At 43.7% G+C, this 18,921-nt stretch carries 15 protein-coding genes; 11 read left to right on the top strand and 4 right to left on the bottom strand.

What is annotated here, in order from left to right:
• Positions 1–50: 50 nt before the first annotated feature.
• Complete coding sequence (locus tag M9194_RS13270; protein WP_250613149.1) at positions 51–2,279, bottom strand: NADP-dependent isocitrate dehydrogenase; 2,229 nt, start codon at positions 2,277–2,279, stop codon at positions 51–53.
• 311 nt (positions 2,280–2,590) lie between these two features.
• Here M9194_RS13270 and M9194_RS13265 point away from each other — a divergent pair, with 311 nt between their 5' ends.
• The gene (locus M9194_RS13265; RefSeq protein WP_250613148.1) at positions 2,591–3,283 is read left to right on the top strand and encodes a pseudouridine synthase; all 693 of its coding nucleotides are present in this window, start codon (positions 2,591–2,593) and stop codon (positions 3,281–3,283) included.
• Between the two features lie 81 nt (positions 3,284–3,364).
• Here M9194_RS13265 and aspS read toward each other — a convergent pair whose 3' ends face one another.
• Positions 3,365–5,143, bottom strand: a complete 1,779-nt coding sequence (gene aspS / locus M9194_RS13260) for an aspartate--tRNA ligase (protein ID WP_250613147.1) — start codon at positions 5,141–5,143, stop codon at positions 3,365–3,367.
• A 246-nt stretch (positions 5,144–5,389) separates the two neighbouring features.
• Between aspS and M9194_RS13255 the strand changes: the two genes are divergently transcribed.
• The 6 genes from M9194_RS13255 to M9194_RS13230 all read left to right on the top strand — a co-directional run bounded on the left by M9194_RS13255 (position 5,390) and on the right by M9194_RS13230 (position 11,530).
• Positions 5,390–6,256, top strand: a complete 867-nt coding sequence (locus tag M9194_RS13255) for a DUF72 domain-containing protein (protein ID WP_250613146.1) — start codon at positions 5,390–5,392, stop codon at positions 6,254–6,256.
• Between the two features lie 127 nt (positions 6,257–6,383).
• A complete protein-coding gene (gene cmoA / locus M9194_RS13250; RefSeq protein ID WP_250613157.1) occupies positions 6,384–7,121 on the top strand; it encodes a carboxy-S-adenosyl-L-methionine synthase CmoA in 738 nt (245 codons plus the stop codon).
• 35 nt (positions 7,122–7,156) lie between these two features.
• Positions 7,157–8,137 carry a tRNA 5-methoxyuridine(34)/uridine 5-oxyacetic acid(34) synthase CmoB gene (gene cmoB, locus M9194_RS13245; protein WP_250613145.1) on the top strand — a complete coding sequence of 327 codons (981 nt, stop codon included), beginning with the start codon at positions 7,157–7,159 and terminating at the stop codon, positions 8,135–8,137.
• A gap of 130 nt (positions 8,138–8,267) precedes the next feature.
• A complete protein-coding gene (locus M9194_RS13240; protein WP_250613144.1) occupies positions 8,268–9,020 on the top strand; it encodes an ATP-dependent zinc protease family protein in 753 nt (250 codons plus the stop codon).
• A 24-nt stretch (positions 9,021–9,044) separates the two neighbouring features.
• Positions 9,045–10,553: an inactive transglutaminase family protein gene (locus M9194_RS13235; protein ID WP_250613143.1), complete on the top strand. Its 1,509-nt coding sequence runs from the start codon at positions 9,045–9,047 to the stop codon at positions 10,551–10,553.
• Positions 10,554–10,555: 2 nt separating this feature from the next.
• On the top strand, positions 10,556–11,530 hold the full coding sequence (locus M9194_RS13230; RefSeq protein WP_250613142.1) for an alpha-L-glutamate ligase-like protein: 975 nt from the start codon (positions 10,556–10,558) through the stop codon (positions 11,528–11,530).
• A 193-nt stretch (positions 11,531–11,723) separates the two neighbouring features.
• Here the strand turns inward: M9194_RS13230 and M9194_RS13225 are convergent, their stop codons facing one another.
• Positions 11,724–12,980, bottom strand: coding sequence for an adenylosuccinate synthetase (locus M9194_RS13225; protein WP_250613141.1), 1,257 nt, complete (start codon positions 12,978–12,980; stop codon positions 11,724–11,726).
• A gap of 144 nt (positions 12,981–13,124) precedes the next feature.
• Between M9194_RS13225 and M9194_RS13220 the strand changes: the two genes are divergently transcribed.
• Positions 13,125–14,000 carry a LysR family transcriptional regulator gene (locus M9194_RS13220; protein ID WP_250613140.1) on the top strand — a complete coding sequence of 292 codons (876 nt, stop codon included), beginning with the start codon at positions 13,125–13,127 and terminating at the stop codon, positions 13,998–14,000.
• A gap of 101 nt (positions 14,001–14,101) precedes the next feature.
• Positions 14,102–15,409: an ABC1 kinase family protein gene (locus tag M9194_RS13215; RefSeq protein ID WP_250613139.1), complete on the top strand. Its 1,308-nt coding sequence runs from the start codon at positions 14,102–14,104 to the stop codon at positions 15,407–15,409.
• A 34-nt stretch (positions 15,410–15,443) separates the two neighbouring features.
• Here the strand turns inward: M9194_RS13215 and M9194_RS13210 are convergent, their stop codons facing one another.
• A complete protein-coding gene (locus M9194_RS13210) occupies positions 15,444–16,064 on the bottom strand; it encodes a hypothetical protein (protein WP_250613138.1) in 621 nt (206 codons plus the stop codon).
• A gap of 486 nt (positions 16,065–16,550) precedes the next feature.
• Here M9194_RS13210 and M9194_RS13205 point away from each other — a divergent pair, with 486 nt between their 5' ends.
• Together M9194_RS13205 and M9194_RS13200 are read left to right on the top strand one after the other, a co-directional pair.
• A complete protein-coding gene (locus tag M9194_RS13205; protein ID WP_250613137.1) occupies positions 16,551–17,240 on the top strand; it encodes a hypothetical protein in 690 nt (229 codons plus the stop codon).
• Positions 17,241–17,687: 447 nt separating this feature from the next.
• Complete coding sequence (locus M9194_RS13200) at positions 17,688–18,782, top strand: hypothetical protein (protein ID WP_250613136.1); 1,095 nt, start codon at positions 17,688–17,690, stop codon at positions 18,780–18,782.
• Positions 18,783–18,921 lie beyond the last annotated feature (139 nt).

The following is an 18,921-nucleotide window of genomic DNA, read 5'->3' as shown; positions in this document are numbered from 1 at the left end:
GACCCGCCAGATTATTGGCGGGCCGAATTATTTGCTTCAGTCTCTCAAAATTAAGACTTATTGATGATGCTATTTAGCGTGCCACTTGGACGCATCAAATCAGAAGCAAGTTGATCGTTAGGTGCATAGTAACCACCTAGTTCACCCTTCACACCTTGCGCGTCGTTAAGCTGCGCAACGATTTCCGTTTCTTTTTCTGATAGCGCTTGTGCAATTGGTGCAAATTCGCCAGCTAACTCTTGGTCAGTATTTTGCTCAGCCAATGCTTTTGCCCAGTAAGAAGCCAAATAGTAGTGGCTACCACGGTTATCCAATTCGCCCACTTTACGAGATGGAGACTTGTTGTTATCAAGAAACTCACCCGTTGCCTTATCTAAAGCGTCAGCCAATACTTGCGCTTTTGCATTGCCAGTAGATTGACTTAGGTGCTCAAGAGATGCTGCAAGCGCTAAGAACTCACCTAGTGAATCCCAACGTAAATGGTTTTCTTTTTCCACTTGCTGTACGTGTTTCGGTGCTGAGCCGCCCGCGCCTGTTTCAAACAAACCGCCACCATTCATCAATGGAACAATGGATAGCATTTTTGCCGAGGTGCCCAGCTCAAGGATTGGGAACAAGTCCGTTAAGTAATCACGAAGCACGTTACCGGTTACAGAAATGGTATCTAAGCCATCTTTGATACGAGTCAGTGAATACTTACATGCATCTAGTGGAGCAAGGATCTTGATTTCCAAACCGTTCGTATCATGATCAGCTAAGTAGGCATTCACTTTCTTGATAAGCTGAGCGTCATGCGCACGATTTTCATCTAACCAGAATACGGCAGGAGCACCAGTTGCACGTGCACGATTGACAGCCAACTTAACCCAGTCTTGGATTGGCGCATCTTTCACTTGGCACATACGGAAGATATCCCCTTCCTCTACGGCTTGCTCGATTAGCACAGTATTCGCAGAATCGACAACACGCACTGTACCTGATTGCTCTAGTATGAAGGTTTTATCATGCGAACCATACTCTTCCGCTTTTTGCGCCATCAAGCCAACATTTGGCACGCTACCCATGGTAGTCGGATCAAATGCGCCATTTTCCTTACAGAAATCGATCACGGCTTGATAAATGCTCGCATAGCTACGATCTGGGATCATGGCTTTGGTATCTTTTTGCTTGCCGTCTGGCCCCCACATCTGGCCAGAAGAGCGAAGCATCGCAGGCATAGAAGCATCCACAATGATGTCGCTTGGTACATGTAGGTTCGTGATACCGCGATCAGAGTCAACCATCGCGAGAGGTGGTTGACTCTCATATACTGCTTGAAGCGCCGCTTCGATTTCTGCTTTTTGCTCAGCAGGTAGAGACTCTATTTTGGCGTATACATCACCAATACCGTTATTGACGTCAACGCCCAACTTATCGAATTCAGCGCCATACTTGTCAAACACTTCTTTGTAGTAGACTTTAACCGCGTGACCGAAGATAACCGGGTCTGACACCTTCATCATGGTCGCTTTCATATGCAATGAAAGAAGCACGCCTTTTTGTTTCGCGTCTTCAATTTCTTTTTCGAAGAACTCAACAAGCGCAGCTTTGTTCATGACTGAAGCATCGATGATCTCTTTGTCTTGCAAAGGAAACGCTTTCTTCAGCTCTTTCACTGAACCATCTGTAGCGACAAACTCAATGCGCACATCTGTCGCGCCATCGACGGTGTGTGATTTTTCACTACCAAAGAAATCTTTACCACTCATGCTTGATACATGGGATTTAGAGTCAGCAGCCCAAGCACCCATAGAGTGTGGGTTTTTCTTTGCGTAGTTTTTTACCGATAGCGGAGCACGACGATCAGAGTTACCTTCACGTAATACTGGGTTTACTGCACTACCTTTAATTTTGTCATAGGTCGCTTTAACCGCTTTCTCTGCGTCAGAGGCTGCTTCTTCTGGATAATCTGGTAAATCGTAGCCTTTACTTTGTAACTCTTTGATTGCCGCTTTTAACTGTGGGATGGATGCTGAAATGTTTGGCAATTTGATGATGTTTGCTTCTGGTGTTTTTGCTAATTCACCCAGTTCAGCAAGTGCATCATTGATTCTTTGATTTTCTTTTAAATGCTCAGGGAAGTTTGCAATAATACGCCCGGCAAGAGAAATATCTCGAGTTTCAACCTCTATTCCTGAAGAAGCAGTAAACGATTGAATAATCGGTAGTAGCGAATAAGTGGCTAACGCTGGTGCTTCGTCAGTAATGGTATAGATGATGGTAGGTTTTTCTGTAGGCATGAAGTTTCCCTAATGTTCTAGCAACACCATTTCGCAATTTGTTGCGACGTGGCGTTGGTGAATGTCTACGGAAGAAAGCGAATTTTCTCAATCACTTTCTCCGGCAATCGGTTCACTTTAAAAGACTGGGTTTTGACTCGTTGAGCGAAATCAAAACCAAGCCGTGAATATTCTATAATTAAACAAAATTAAGACAATAGTCTATTGTCATATGCGATATTCGCGCTTATGGGCGCGCACATTCTAGCTCATAACTATAGTTCATAAAACTTTTACACACATAATGATTATATTTTTGTAGGCCAGCTAACATGTCATCACGCTCTAGTCGAAGTTCTAGCCAATCAGAACGTTCAAAATATCACCACAATTCAAACAGCAAAAGTCGAAACAGTAAGATTAATCACGTCGGAGCGAAAAGCAACCTGAAACGAAACAAAAAACCTAAGCCAGTTAACGATGCTACAAGAAAAGTGCTCATTTTTAATAAGCCCTTTGATACGCTCAGTCAGTTTACCGATGGGCAGGGAAGAAAAACACTGGCAGATTTTATTTCAGTGAAAGATGTTTATGCTGCTGGCCGACTAGACCGCGACAGCGAAGGCTTACTGGTTTTAACCAATGATGGCAAACTGCAAGCCAGATTAACTCAACCTTCTTCGAAGTCACCCAAAACCTACTGGGTTCAAGTAGAAGGTGCTCCAACTGAACAAGATTTGGACAAGCTGCGCCAAGGGGTTGAGCTTAAAGATGGCATGACTCTGCCCGCCAAAGTGACTCAGATGTCAGAGCCTGAACTATGGGATCGCCACCCACCGGTAAGGTTTCGCGCCAATATACCAACCTCTTGGTTGTCAATTACCATTACTGAGGGGCGCAACCGACAAGTGAGAAGAATGACGGCCAACATTGGCTTTCCAACCCTTCGATTAGTGCGCTATTCCGTAGGCGAGATAAAACTACAAGGGTTACAGCCTGGTGAGTGGAAAGAAATCAAACTTTAAGTATCGCTAACCATTAACGACTGACAACTAAAAAGCCACTCCCAAATGAGAGTGGCTTGAATGACTAGGGTGTATTGACTTTTATTGCGCGTTTTTGTCTTTTGCTGCAGTGACCGCAATAGCCAGCTCATCAAGAGCTGCAGGATTTGCCACACTTGGTGCGTCTGTCAATAGACATGCCGCCGCCGTTGTTTTAGGGAAAGCAATAACATCACGAATGTTTTCCGTACCACATAGCAACATAACCAAACGGTCCAATCCAAATGCTAGCCCGGCGTGTGGTGGCGTACCAAACTTTAACGCATCAAGTAAGAAGCCAAACTTAAGCTGTTGCTCTTCTGCTTCAATACCTAGGATATCAAACACGGCAGCTTGCATTTCAGCATTGTGGATACGAACGGATCCACCACCGACTTCATAGCCGTTAATCACCATGTCATAGGCATTAGAGCTTGCCGCTGCTGGATTCGCTTTTAATTCCTGCGCTGTCACATTAAGCGGTGAAGTAAATGGATGGTGCATCGCATGCAAATTGCCTTCATCATCTTCTTCGAACATTGGGAAATCAACCACCCAAAGTGGTGCCCAAGCCGACTCGTCGGTTAACTCTAAGTCTTTACCTAGCTTAAGCCTTAGTGCGCCCATGGCTTCTGCAACCACGCTCGCTTTATCAGCGCCAAATAGAATAATATCACCCGATTCAGCCTGTGTGCGATCTAAAATGCCATTAATCACATCTTCATTTAGGAATTTAGCAACTGGTGATTGAACGCCTTCTGCACCTGCGGCGCGATCATTCACTTTCATCCACGCCAAACCTTTAGCACCATAGATGCCTACATAGTCCGTATAGCCATCAATTTGCTTACGAGTCAGCTTCGCTCCACCTGGTACGCGAAGAACAGCAACACGGCCTTTTTCGTCGTTTGCCGGTGCCGAGAACACTTTGAATTCCACATCTTTAACAAGATCAGCGACGTCCACTAACTCAAGCGGGTTACGTAGGTCTGGCTTGTCTGAGCCAAAGCGACGAATGGCTTCGCTAAATGGCATGACTGGGAATTCACCTAGGTTAACGTCAAGCAGCTCTTGCCACATATCACGAACCATTTTCTCCGTCGTTGCACGTACTTCATCAGCCGACATAAACGACGTTTCGATATCGATTTGGGTAAATTCTGGTTGTCTGTCAGCGCGTAAATCTTCGTCACGGAAACATTTAACAATTTGGTAGTAACGATCAAAGCCAGACATCATCAACAATTGTTTGAACAATTGAGGAGACTGTGGAAGTGCGTAGAAGCTGCCTTTGTGAACACGACTCGGCACGAGGTAGTCACGAGCGCCTTCCGGTGTTGCTTTGGTCAGAACTGGCGTTTCTATGTCTAAGAAGCCATTGTCATCCAAGAAACGACGTACAAAGCTTGATGCTTTGGCGCGGAGCTTGATGCGATCACTCATTTCAGGACGACGAAGATCTAGATAACGGAATTTTAAACGCTGCTCTTCGGTATTATTTTGGTTAAAATCCAGTGGTAATACGTCTGCACGGTTAATAATGTCGAGCGATTTAGCAAGGATTTCAACTTCACCGGTTGCCATGTCTTTATTCACTTGGCTATCTGGACGAACGCGAACTTCACCAGTGAGCTTGATGCAAAACTCATTACGGAGTTGGTTAGCCACCTCATACGCATCTGCCATATCTGGATCAACAACAACCTGAACGATGCCTTCACGATCTCGCATATCGATAAAGATTAGACCGCCTAAATCACGGCGACGGTTTACCCAGCCGCATAATTCTACTTCTTGTCCTGCAAGGGACTTGTTCAGGTGACCGCAATAATGGGTGCGCATAATGAAATTCCCAACCTCTAATAAAGTTAAACTGTTTGTATTTGCCTAAAATACGTGAGTGGCAAACCAAACCTCCATTTATACGCTGAAAGTCAAACAAAATCGACCTTCAGCGAGCATGTTTTTTGGTTTAATTTTGTGATTCAATGAATCGGCAAAAATTTGCGCCGATTATATACCTAAATAGATAAAAGATGCGAATTCCCGTAGAATAACGCTCCTTGCGAAAGTCATAACGAAAACACTATGCCCGAACTTCCACTTCGCCTTGGCCTCACCATGTGGTCTCATTCCAACTGGCAACAATCGTTTTATGGGAAAGGCACATCCAGCGCGCAACGGCTAGAAAAATACGCTCAAGTGTTCCATTGTGTCGAGGGCAACACCACGTTTTACGCTACCCCATCACCTTCCACCGTCAATAACTGGCGGGACGCCACACATGATGATTTCCGCTTTACCTTTAAATTGCCCAAAGCCATTACTCACCAACAGTTACTTAGCCATTCCCAAGCTGAGCTAAAACAATTCCTGACCGTCATGGAGCCGTTGCACGATCGCATCGGTCAATGGACCATTCAATTACCCGCAGCATTTTCTTTTGAACACTTGGAACGGCTAAAACGTTTCTGCACTCATTTCCCCGCTGATTTTGGCCTGGGTGTCGAAGTGAGGAACTTAGTTTTCTTCAATAAAGGAGATGAAGAGAAAGCGCTTAACCAGTGGCTTGTGGAAAAGCACATCAATCGTATCATTATGGACAGCCGTCCTGTCTTTGCTGCAACGCCTTCAAGCCCGGCGGTGATTGATGCTCAGCAGAAAAAGCCTAAAGTGCCAGTACACGCCATCTCAACGGCTACCCACCCGATGATTCGCTTTATTGGTCACCCGGATATTGAGCAAAACATCGCCTTTTTCCAACCTTGGCTTAACAAACTGCCAGATTGGATATCGCAGGGCAAACAGCCCTATGTGATGATTCATACACCTGACAATGTCCAAGCGCCTGAATTAGCGCAAAAGCTGTATGGGCAACTACAAAATCTCGCAGCTCTTCCTGCCCTTCCCGCCTTTCCAGCACGTGCGAATGACGGACAAATCAGCATGTTTTAGCCACTCAAGCTGAACTGGGAAGAAATAAGGCTGAGTTATTTGACGATGAAAGATGACAATGTGACTGAGTTCCCATAAAATAATCGCCCTTTACGAGTCCGCCGGCTCGAATATGTTTGACGACGAGATGAGTTCCATGAGCAATAAAGATACCATTTTCTCTGCTCCGATTGATAAAATTGGCGATTTTACCTTCGATGAAAGAGTGGCTGAAGTGTTCCCTGATATGATTCAACGATCAGTACCGGGCTACAGCAATATTATTTCAGCGATAGGCATGCTTGCTGAACGATACGTCAAACCCAACACCTTCGTTTACGATCTCGGATGTTCGCTAGGGGCCGCGACACTCTCTATGCGTCGCCATATTCAAAGTGAAGGGTGCCAAATCATCGCGGTAGACAATTCCCATGCTATGGTTGAGCGCTGTAAGCTACATGTGAATGCCTATCGCTCAGACACACCTGTTGAGGTCGTTGAAGCCGATATTCTCGATGTGGACATACAAAATGCTTCCATGGTTGTGCTCAATTTTACTCTGCAATTTCTCGCGCCCGAAGACAGGCTCACGTTATTAAAAAAAGTGTTTAATGGCTTGCGCCCGGGCGGCGTTCTTATCTTGTCTGAGAAATATACGTTCGAGAATGAAGCGGCAAACGAACTGCTTATCGACCTGCATCATAGCTTTAAACGTGCCAACGGATACAGTGAATTAGAAGTCAGTCAAAAGAGAAGTGCCATTGAAAATGTGATGCGTCCTGACTCAATTAACACTCACAAAGAAAGGCTACAGAACATTGGCTTCTCAAGCTGTGAAATGTGGTTCCAATGCTTCAACTTTGGCTCTATGTTTGCCATTAAGTAATCTCTTTAGAAACTCAATAATTCGATAGTATAACCATGTTTGATTTCGCCAACTTCTACCAACTTATTGCGCAAGATACTCGCCTACAACCTTGGCTTAATGTTCTGCCCCAGCAATTGACTGACTGGGCCAATGCCGAGCATGGTGACTTTAGCCGATGGCTAAAAGCACTCAACAAAATCCCTGCTGGTAAACCCGGTATGGTCGATATTAAAAGCTCTGTCACCATTGCAAATGATGCCAATAATGAACCCATGAACCTGGGTGAAATCAAAAAGCTTGAAAACTTGTTAAAAACATTTCACCCATGGCGCAAAGGACCTTATCAGGTTCACGGCATTGATATCGATACCGAGTGGAGAAGCGACTGGAAATGGGATCGCTTGCTACCACATATTACCCCACTCAAAAACCGCTCTGTGTTAGATGTTGGCTGTGGTAATGGCTATCACATGTGGAGAATGCTTGGCGAGCAAGCTCGCCTGTGTGTTGGTATTGACCCTTCACACTTATTTTTGATTCAGTTCGAAGCCATCAGAAAGTTGATGGGCGACGATCAACGTGCACATTTACTACCGTTAGGCATTGAGCAACTGCCTCAGTTAAACGCGTTTGATACCGTCTTTAGCATGGGCGTACTCTACCATAGGCGCTCCCCGCTTGATCACCTGGTACAACTTAAAGACCAGCTGGTGTCTGGGGGTGAACTCGTACTAGAAACCCTTGTGATTGAAGGGGATGAAAATGCCGTGTTAGTCCCGACTGATAGATATGCACAGATGAGGAATGTGTACTTTTTCCCATCAGCCAAGGCACTTAAGGTCTGGTTAGAAAAAACTGGATTTGAGAACGTCAGAATCGTTGATGAAAATGTCACGACAACGGGTGAGCAAAGAACCACAAATTGGATGACCCACAACTCACTGCCCGATTACTTGGACCAAGACGATCCTTCCAAAACCACCGAAGGTCATCCTGCGCCACGTCGAGCAATCTTAATTGCGAATAAACCTTAATCAGTTTTTTTAAAGTTTAGTCATATTTGACCAAGCCCTGTCACAGGGCACTTTTAGGAGGCTTCACGCCTCCTTTTTTCTACGCTAAACTCAGCCACACATCGTTTTATATCTGAGCATAAGGTTTTCAATGTACAAAAGTTTAGCCCCAGTCATTATCGTCAGCTTATTATCTGGGTGCACTGTCATGAATGGCGAGCAGTACCATCAAGAAAACCTACAAGCTATCAAGGCCTCAGAAAACAACGTCAACAATAAAATCAGTGCGCTCAATCTTCAAATGAGAAAACAAGCAAACCAGATTTCGGTTTTGCAAACTGAAGTCAAAACACTGACCAGCGACTTTAAAGCATACCAAAAGAAAGAAGAGAAACGACGCAGTGCTTCGACGGCTCAGCCAAGCACTGAGCAACCCATCGCTGCCGTCAAGTCGGAAAACAACGAGGCGCCAACTAAAAAGCTCACTTTAGGTGAACTTGAGCAAGTGCATATAGACTCAATCGATAAAAACGTCACCGCCCGTATCGACACAGGTGCGGCCACTTCATCGCTTAATGCGGTTGATATTCAAGAGTTTGAAAGAAATAGCCAACAGTGGGTTCGCTTTCATCTATTTGATGGAAAATCGCCTATTGATGAGAAAAACTGGATTGAAGCACCCGTGTTAAAACATGTTAAGGTAAGACAAGCGACCGTCAGCAAAGCACAAAGAAGAGCGGTGATTGAACTGTGGATCAAAGTGGGCCCTATCCATGAAAAAGTGCAATTTAACCTCGCCGATAGAACGCAGATGAAATATCCTGTGTTACTCGGTCGAGAATTCATTCGAGATATCGCTGTCGTCGACGTCAGCAGACAATTTCTTCAAACGGAAAAAAAGTAGCCAAATAAAAAAGTAAGGACACTTATGACATCACGAATTCCCTTCTACTTATCAGTGTTAATGCTGATCGCTGTTGGCATTCTATTGAGTGTCTTTCGCCATCAGCAATACGGCGTTCCTTATCTACCTGGGGATACCCGACAAGTATGGGATGTCGAAGCGCGCATTGAATTTACCGCTTTAGATCACCCAGTCAAAGTATCATTAGCCATTCCTGACACCCAGCATAGCTTCACTCGAATCAGTCGCTCGTCGTCCTCTCCAGGGTACGGAGTGTCTTATATTAAGTCCGAATCTGGCGATCGCGCTGAATGGACAATCCGTGATGCCAAGGGACCACAAACCATTTATTACAAAACCCAGTTTCTAGTGGACCCACACTCTAAATTTAAAGCTGATCCACCTTCGGGGGAAATCAAAAAGCCGACGTTCGATGGCCCATCTGAAGCAGCAGCGATAGCACTGATAAAAAAAGCCAATCGCCTGTCAGCGGATGATGTGACATTTACGCGTGAGCTTATCAGATCAATTAACGATAAAGACAGCCAAAATTCATCCCTATTACTCAATGATATGAATAGTAAAGATGAAGTGATTCATAAACTATTGTCTTATGCACAAATACCCAACAAAGTGGTAGGTGTTATTCAACTTGAAGATGGTCGGAGAAGGCAACAGCTTCAGCAAATGAATGAAGTCTGGAATGGCAGTGAATGGGTACTTTTCAATCCAGAAAGCGTCAACCAAGATATTCAGCCAAATATCCTTGTCTGGGACGAGTCTAATGTGTCTTTACTCGACGTTATTGGCGGGCAAAACAGCCAAGTTCACTTTTCGATGATCGAACAAAAAGTGTCAGCGCAAGCCGCGACCAAAGACAAAGTGGAGGCGGATGGTTTACTGAACTTGTCCATTCACAGTTTGCCGTTGGAAGAACAAGCGATGTTTAAAACCATAATGCTGATCCCCATCGGCGCATTGATTGTGGTATTTTTGCGCGTCATTGTGGGCCTAAAGACATCAGGCACCTTTATGCCTGTACTGATTGCGGTCGCATTTGTTCAGACTCAGTTGCTGACTGGTATTATCGGTTTCTTGCTCATCGTGGGTACGGGCTTGATCATTCGTAGCTATCTATCGAAGCTCAACCTCCTTCTGGTGGCGCGAATATCCGCGGTGATAATTGCCGTCATTATGATCATCGCTCTCTTTACGGTGCTCGCCTTTAAGCTTGGCCTAACAGAAGGGCTAACCATTACCTTCTTCCCAATGATCATTCTTTCATGGACGGTAGAACGTATGTCCATACTGTGGGAAGAAGAAGGCGCGAAAGAAGTCCTTATTCAAGGTGGTGGCTCACTCTTTACCGCCGTTATTGTTTATTTAGGTATGACTAACTCATACATCCAACACCTCACCTTCAACTTCATTGGTATTCAGCTTATCGTTCTGGCCTGCATCTTAATGCTTGGTACTTATACCGGCTATCGCTTGACTGAGCTACGTCGCTTTAAGCCTTTGGTGGAGGATTAATTATGTTTTCACGTCTTACCTCGCCTAGCAAACTACGCCATAAAGGCATTCTTGGCATGAACCAAAGGAATAACCACTATATTGGCCAATATAATGATCGTTCCAAGTTTCCGATGGTTGATGACAAATTAAAAACCAAACTTCTGGCCGAGCAAGCTGGTTGTACCGTGCCAAAACTGATTGGGGTAATCAGACGCCAAGCGGAAGTCAAAGGCATCCACAAGATGATCAAAGACTGGCCCGGTTTTGTTATCAAGCCCGCACACGGCAGTGGCGGGAAAGGGATTCTGGTTATCCTGTCTCATAAAGATGGGCAATACACTAAACCATCTGGTGAAGTGATTGGCAAAGAGGATGTAGAACGCCACTTATCCAACGCACTGGCTGGGCTATTCTCACTGGGTGGCAAAAACGATGTAGCGGTCGTCGAAAATTTGATCAAGTTTGATGACTGTTTTGAAGGGTTCAGCTTTGAAGGTGTTCCGGATATTCGCATTATTGTGTTTAAAGGTTATCCCGTCATGGCAATGATGCGTTGCTCCACCGCCGCCTCTGATGGCAAAGCAAACTTACACCAAGGTGCGGTAGGCGTTGGTTTGGACATCGCTACAGGAAAAGCCATTCGCGCGGTGCAATACGATCGGCCCATCGCCAAGCACCCTGACACCGAGAAGGATTTATTAACCTTAACCGTCCCCCACTGGGAGAAGTTGCTAACCTTAGCAGCCGGGGCTTGGGAAATGACTGGCCTAGGTTACATGGGTACAGATATGGTTCTGGATAAAGAAGAAGGCCCTATGGTACTAGAGCTCAATGCCCGGCCCGGCCTTGCCATTCAAATTGCCAACGGCGCTGGGTTATTACCAAGACTCAATCACATAGAGTCACTTGGTGTATCCCTTGAGTACCCAAAACCTGCCGAGCGGGTTAAGTACGCCGCTAAACAGTTTGGTACTCAAACCATAATTCAGGATTAAGTTAGGCCGCTCTTAAAAATATCCTGACTATCATGCAAGTATACCAATCAGGGATGGACCATGAAACTTCTGAGCGTATCTACTATCGTCATCAACTTACCGACCTTTTGACCTTTAGCGCATGTCTCTATGGATAAGAGACATGATGCTTATAAGTCGCAGTGACTATGAGAAGAAAGTGCCTAACTTTACATTAACGTATAATAATTTGTTCGCGCTCAGGGCCTACTGAAATCATGCTTACAGGTATTCCCATCAGCTCTTCAATACGGTTAATATAATTTTGTGTCGCTTCTGGTAGATCTTCAAATTTTCTACACCCTGTAATATCTTCGTCCCAGCTCACCATTTTTTCGTAAACAGGAGACAGTGCGGCTGTTTGAGGCCAAATCGGGTTTTCGTTATGGTCACCCTCATAACCCACACATATTTTGAGATCTTCAAGGCCTGTTAAGCAGTCTAATTTAGTGAGTGCGATTTCAGTCGCAGCTTGCAATTCAATGCCACTTTTTGTTGCTACTGCGTCGAAATACCCAACATCACGCGGTCGTCCGGTTGTAGCACCATATTCACAAGACAATTCACGAAATGTATCTTGTTTTTCCATAGCGGATATTAGTGTTCCTGTGCCTACAGATGAACTGAATGCTTTGGCTACAGCGACGATGCGATCAGGACGCAGCGCTGGTAACCCACTACCGATGCCAGCATACATAGAAACTACGTTAGAAGATGTTGTCCAAGGGTATTCACCGTATACAAGATCACGACCTGCGCCTAGCTGAGCTTCAAACAGCAGCGTTTTTTTCTGAGCTTGCAATGTTTTCAAGTGCTGAGATACATTGCAGATAGAATCGACCCAGCTCCTGGATACATCAATTAACCAAGATGTTACCTCTTCCGCAGTTTGATTGAATTCAAACTCAGGATACAGTGCGCGAAGTTGAGGCAATTTCCAGTCCAACATAAATTGAACGCGTTTAAGCAGTACTTCTGGTTGCTTTAACCAACCAACAAGGATTCCCTTTTTCATCACTCGGTCACCATATGCTGGAGCGATCCCCTGACGGGTTGAACCATAGGCTTGATCACCAAGTCGCTGCTCTTCGAGAGTATCTTCTAGCGCATGTAGAGGCAAACAAAGCGTTGCACGATCAGAAATGCGCAGATCCACTTCAACACCCGCTTCTTTCACCAGTGAAACCTCTTGCGATAGAGCTCCAGGGCTAATTACCATACCTGGACCTAAAACTGCACTACAGCTAGGATTAAAAATTCCACTGGGTAATTGATGTAGTTTGAAATGACCGAAGTCATTTATCACTGTGTGACCAGCGTTATTGCCACCTTGAAAACGAATACTAGCAGATGCTTGGTCCGCCAAATAGTCAACTATTCTGCCTTTCCCTTCATCACCCCAATTTGCACCAACTACAACAACTGACGACATAACTCACTTTCCTACAAAGCTATAAAACATACCCAACATACTAATCGCCCATTACTAATTAGTTAAATTAATAAACCTAATAATTTTGATAAGAAATCCATATCACGATACTCTAAACCTCCCCCAGTAGAACTAGGAAAGAATATGTTGGAGCTAAGCTGGCTTAAAACATTTGTAGAACTAGAACGATTGAAACACTTTGGTAAAGCTGCGACTCAGTTAAATATGACCCAGCCTAATGTGAGTCTACATATCAAACAGCTTGAGCAAGTTACACGAACTAAATTGATAGAACGAAGCCCTTTTAGGCTTACTCAAGCAGGTGAGCGGTTACTCATAAGTGCTAAAAACACCCTGATGGAATTACAAATATGCCAATCAGATATCAACGCAATTAACGAATTACGCCATGGAACGCTCACTATCGCTGCCAGCGATATCATCTCTCGCCTATTACTAATGTCACCGCTACAGATCTTTAAAGAAGAGTTTCCAGGTATAGATATCACATTAACCAATACTACATCTGCACAAGCTTCTGCGTTGGTAAAAAGTGCCAAAGCAGATTTAGGATTCATCTTCGCACACGAAGAAAAACCACCACTCTGTTTTACCGAACTACAAAAAGTGAAGTGGTGTGCTATCGGTAGCTGCTTAAATATGTGGCAACAAAGGCTAGCAAAAAATAAAGATGATAAGCCTACGCTGATACTACTTGGGCATGACACGCGCACACGTGGCTTAATTGACTTAGCTTTACCCTCACTTAACCTTCCTAACTACCGAATAATGGAAGTAGGTAGTGTAGATTCACAGATAGAGTGGGCAGAAGCTGGATTTGGTGTGGCGATAGTACCTGATCTTTCGCTGCACTCGAGGAGCAACTTAAAAACTGCCGTTACTGAACTGCCTGAGTTTCCGAGCATTAGTCTTGGGTATATTGTAAGGCAGAATCAGATACTATCGCGTGCAATTAAGCATTTACTAGACAGAGTCTCTAAAAACATTCGGGGCGACTAAAACATCATAGCTTCATATTAAGTTGCGTTATGTTTAAGTCGGTAGGGTCCTCTACTATTAGAAGAAGGGGATATTTCCAATGTTGGAGGTTATGTTACGTTATGGCTAGAGAAGTACCAGTTCCGAAAAATCGAGCCAGCCGCCTGCTCAAGGTAGGCCGCTTGCTTGGTGAGGTTGCCGTACAGGTTATCAGCGATGGCGCATCGGCCTTGGCTGCTGGTAAGTTACCCAAAAAAAACGACTTACTTCTGACGCCAGCTAATGCCATGCGTCTGGCAGACAGGTTGTCTGAGATGCGAGGAGCGGCAATGAAAGTCGGCCAGCTACTCTCGATGGAAACGGGTGATTATCTTCCTCCGGTACTGACCGAGATTCTGGCCACTCTGCGTGAGAACGCACGCCCCATGCCGCAAGAGCAAGTGGTACAGGTGCTGCAAGGAGCCTGGGGTAAAAGGTGGCAGGATGATTTCAAGCAGTTTTCGTTCACGCATCTTGCCGCCGCTTCTATCGGACAGGTACACGAAGCTACCACCAAGGATGGTCGACATCTGGCGATCAAGGTGCAGTATCCCGGGATTCAAAAAAGTATCGATAGTGACATCGACAATGTTGCAGCGCTATTCAATATATTCCGCCTGATTCCAAAGGACTATGACATCACGACAATGCTTAGTGAAGCCAAACAGCAACTTCGCCAAGAAGCCGACTACTGTGCCGAAGCAGATTGTATCGCTGAATACAGGCGTTGTATTGGCGATGACGACGCGTTCGAACTTCCGGCTGTGGACAGATCACGAACCACTTGTGATGTGCTCACCATGTCTTTTGTCACCGGGGCTCCGATCGAAGCCCTGGTGAATGTTCCGAGCGAAGTAAGGAACCGTGTTGCGACACGTTTGCTCTCACTGGTGATGAGGGAGGTGTTCGAGTGGGGCTTAGTACAGACCGACGCTCAATTTGGCAATTATCGATACCAGGAGGAACACGACCGAATTGGGCTCCTCGACTTCGGCGCCACCCGACACTATTCCAATGACATGGTCGACGCTTTCCGTCGTTTGATGAAGGCAGCTACAAAAAACGATACTTCTGCTATCGAGAGCACTGCTGTAGAGATGGGTTATCTGCGCAAAGACGAGTCCATTACGTATCGCCGGGGGTTATGTGAGATGATCATTGCCGTTGCTGAGCCAGTTCGATATCAGGGGAAGTTCGACTTCGCCACCTCCGACCTATCGCGGCGGGTCATGGAATTGGCCATCTCCCTACGGCTAAATCAGCGTTATATGCATCTTCCTCCTACCGATATACTGTTTCTGCACCGAAAAATTGCCGGGACCTACCTACTCTGCGCTCGCCTGCGGGCACAGGTCAACGTAAACCATCTTGTCGCGCCATACATCCAGTAAACGTTGTATCATTTATCCAACAATTGATGCAACTTCAATGGGAATCCGTTGAAAGCCAGGAGATCATCACCCGCTCCGCTTTAGTTAGTAGGGCCAGAAGTCGAGCATGTGCTTGAGGTTGTTGCAGGCTTTCATCCTGGCACCATGATCGCAAAGTCGCTATAAAAATGCCCGTTAGGACAACTTCTTCGATCTGCCTGCGCCGACCACCTGTATGCAGCCCGGCCGCTTCACGCCAAAATTGAACCAAACGAGACAAATCAAAAATCATGGGTACCCAATGATGAACATGAGGTAGATGAAGCTTGGCTCCAAGCATCTGAGTCGTGACCCGATGGTAGGGGGAGAGAGCCTCGAACCAACGCCAAATAATATATTCCAGCCTATCTTTGACTGGCAACTCTTCAATACCCTCAAGATCCGCAGCCAACATAGTTTCAAGCGCACGCGAAAACCACGCGTTAGCAATAGCATTAGTATCCGAGTAATACTGACGTATCTCATTAACGGAGGTGTCGCAATACTTTGCCAGTTCCGCCAAGCTAAGATTGGGCCAATTATCCCGCTCAGTCGCCATTGCCAGCGCCGCATCGAGTATGCGATCAAACTCGACAGCTTTAGAAACCTGCCCTTTATTTTGCGAACCTTTAGCCATTACTTCGCCCTAAGTCAAAGAACTTGATGCTTAAAAGCTTTCCGCTAGCTTTTAAGCATCATTTGTAAATAAGTATAGGCCAGCTCAGAGGTTCCTATTGTTTGTGGTGTATGTCCTTTTACTTTTCGGCGTCGGTAAGTTTCAAGTCAGGAATATTTTCTCTATATCTGTAAGTTTTACTATATTCTTTGTTAGATTTAATCAATTACGCTAATAAATAATACCTAATAGAATCCCCGCCGTTGCTGCTTTTCCTTATCTATTTAAGTTGAAAAACTACTGTACGCTGCCTCGTAATTGTTCCACTCCCATGATGAGCCCTAAGCGGCGAATCACTCTAGAAAGATAAACCATTTGCTGTTATCTGGTTTTTCGATGTGCCTGGGTATTGGTACCTGTGCATCATACGAAAGAGTGTTTGAGAAGACCGGAGATAGATGAGGGAATGTTGGCACTTTCCAATTTGTATTTAATGAGAAATAAGTGATGAAGACTTTGTTTTACTGGATAAAAAATCTGTTATATATAGTAGTGATCACCGGATTATTTTCCTTTCAATCAGTCGCTGCTGAAATGACCCAACAAAAATTTAACCAACTTACAATAGGACAAAAGACTTGGCTTACCCTTGCTTATGGCTTTGGTTCTGGACAACAATACCGAGGTTTAAAATCGGATACTGAAGAACTAGATAATTCAAAAGAAGACAATACATTTAGTACAGAGTTAAATTACCAAGTACTTTTAAATGGCTTGATAACGTTACGTTCGCAGTCATGGAATCACGGTGTGGATGACGCTATAGGCAACATATTGCATTCTACTCTTGATTCTGTTTCAGACTCTCAAAACCTCTCTGGAACCGAATACGCACTAGAATTAGGCTGGATCTCTAGAGGAACGCTATATGACCACACAAGCGGATATTGGTCAGCTTCCTCAGGTATTAGTTATTTTGATGGTGATAAAGGATCGTGGAATGTTAGTACTGTCGATGGAGAGACCCTTGACTCTGGCAGTTGGAAGTCCAGAAATGCTGTGGGTATACCATTCGAGCTCCAAGCGTTTATATACCCTGGACAGAGCCATTTTGGCATTGGGATTATTGGTACCGCTCTGGTAACTCAATACTCAACCTTTGAGTCTATTATGCTGGGCCTTCAAGGACGTTTTTAAAGGTATCCCCCCATTTTGTAAAATGCACAACTCCGTTGTAACACTTGCTTGATAGCGGAGTTTTCTACTCTTCTATCGTTTAGCAAGCAAAATCCCTTTCAATAGTCGTACTCCAAGTGAAGAACTACGGCCATGAAGTCAGACGTTAAATTGGACTTTTCGAAGTATTCACATTACCTCCCCCACCTCCAAATAAGTCAATAGTTTTTCATAATCAAATTATACTAATAGGTACGCCAAAGTTTAAATCATGAAATTTATCAATAGAAAGCTATCAAAGTTTCAGTGTTATTCCCGTCTATTATCAATTCTTAAATATGTAAGTTTTTCTATAGTCCATGTTAGATTTTATAACTTACCTTTAAATTATATAATTATATATTATTGACATCTAATTAATTGAATTTTCATCACATATATTAGTACGGAATTAGATAGAGTATAAATATGAAGATAGCAATATTGTCACCTAAAAATTCCAAATCAGAGGATAATGATATAACTGTAATTTCATCACAACCAATGTATCAATCAACAGGAAAAAGTAAAAACGAAGTAAAACTTCGTGGTATATGGTTTCCTTTTATCTGTACCGCAGGAGTAGACTACAACCCTAGAATAATAAAGCCTTTTGATGATCAAGATTTACAAGATAAACCTAATTTTTTAGAAAAATATTTTACTCTTGATATACTAAAAATAACAGAAAATAAATACATACTTCAAAAGTTTGGCAATATGTATTGCATGGGGATATCTATTGCGATAGATCGTGCTTTAGGAAAAAACATATGGGATAAATATGAAATCTTGAAAAATATCAAGGCATTATTTGCATCTAAGTATAATAATTTAATTCCCAGACTCATACATAACCCAAGTGAAATAAATAAAGTATTAGGATCATCTACTATAACCAATGAATGGTTAATTGAAAATGGAAGTAGATATCATTATACTGGGGGTAATATTTACGAAAGCGGCATTAGAAGACAATTCCCAAATTTTAGAACTAGCCATAGGAACGAAAAGAAAAAAAACATTAAGAACACTATATCAAAGAGTTTATTTTACGAAGAAATGCATATAGTTTCTAGAAATTTAGAACAACGTTGTTGCGATATCTGTAGCTTTTTCTTGTCTATAGATAATTACATATCTAATCGAGGTGAAGTTATTGAAGATAGCAGGCGTCACAAGCCTAATACTACCCAAAACAACGTAGAATCTATGCGTAAACTTTTTAATGTGTGTGCAGAAGAAATCCTAGGAAAGGAGCATGAAACACTTAATAGGTGGGAGTTTAAAAAAAGTATTTCAATCGGTACTATCCAGTATTTAAAAAAAGAAATAAAAGTGACATTAGCAAAGCTATCGTACCGGGGTAAATCTTATAAATTATTATCAGATTTCAACCAATACTTTAGTCGTAATTATAAAAATACCTCTATGTGTAGTGAAGTTTTTATTACCTTAAAAAACAGTGTCAATTATTCTATCCGTATTAGAAAAAATGCCCTTGGCGCAAAAAGGTTGAGTTAATGTATAATTTTTCTCTTTTACATGGGGTCATGTCCAAAAGAAGTAGATCTCCGAAATAATGAGAATACTTTTTCTAAACCATTTTGGGTAACAAGCTTGCTAGTTTGATTTTCTAACACACGTCAGAAATGAACAAGCA

It is taken from the genome of Vibrio sinus, assembly GCF_023634645.1.
Lineage (GTDB): Bacteria > Pseudomonadota > Gammaproteobacteria > Enterobacterales > Vibrionaceae > Vibrio > Vibrio sinus.
This window is presented reverse-complemented; position numbering and strand designations above follow the sequence as displayed.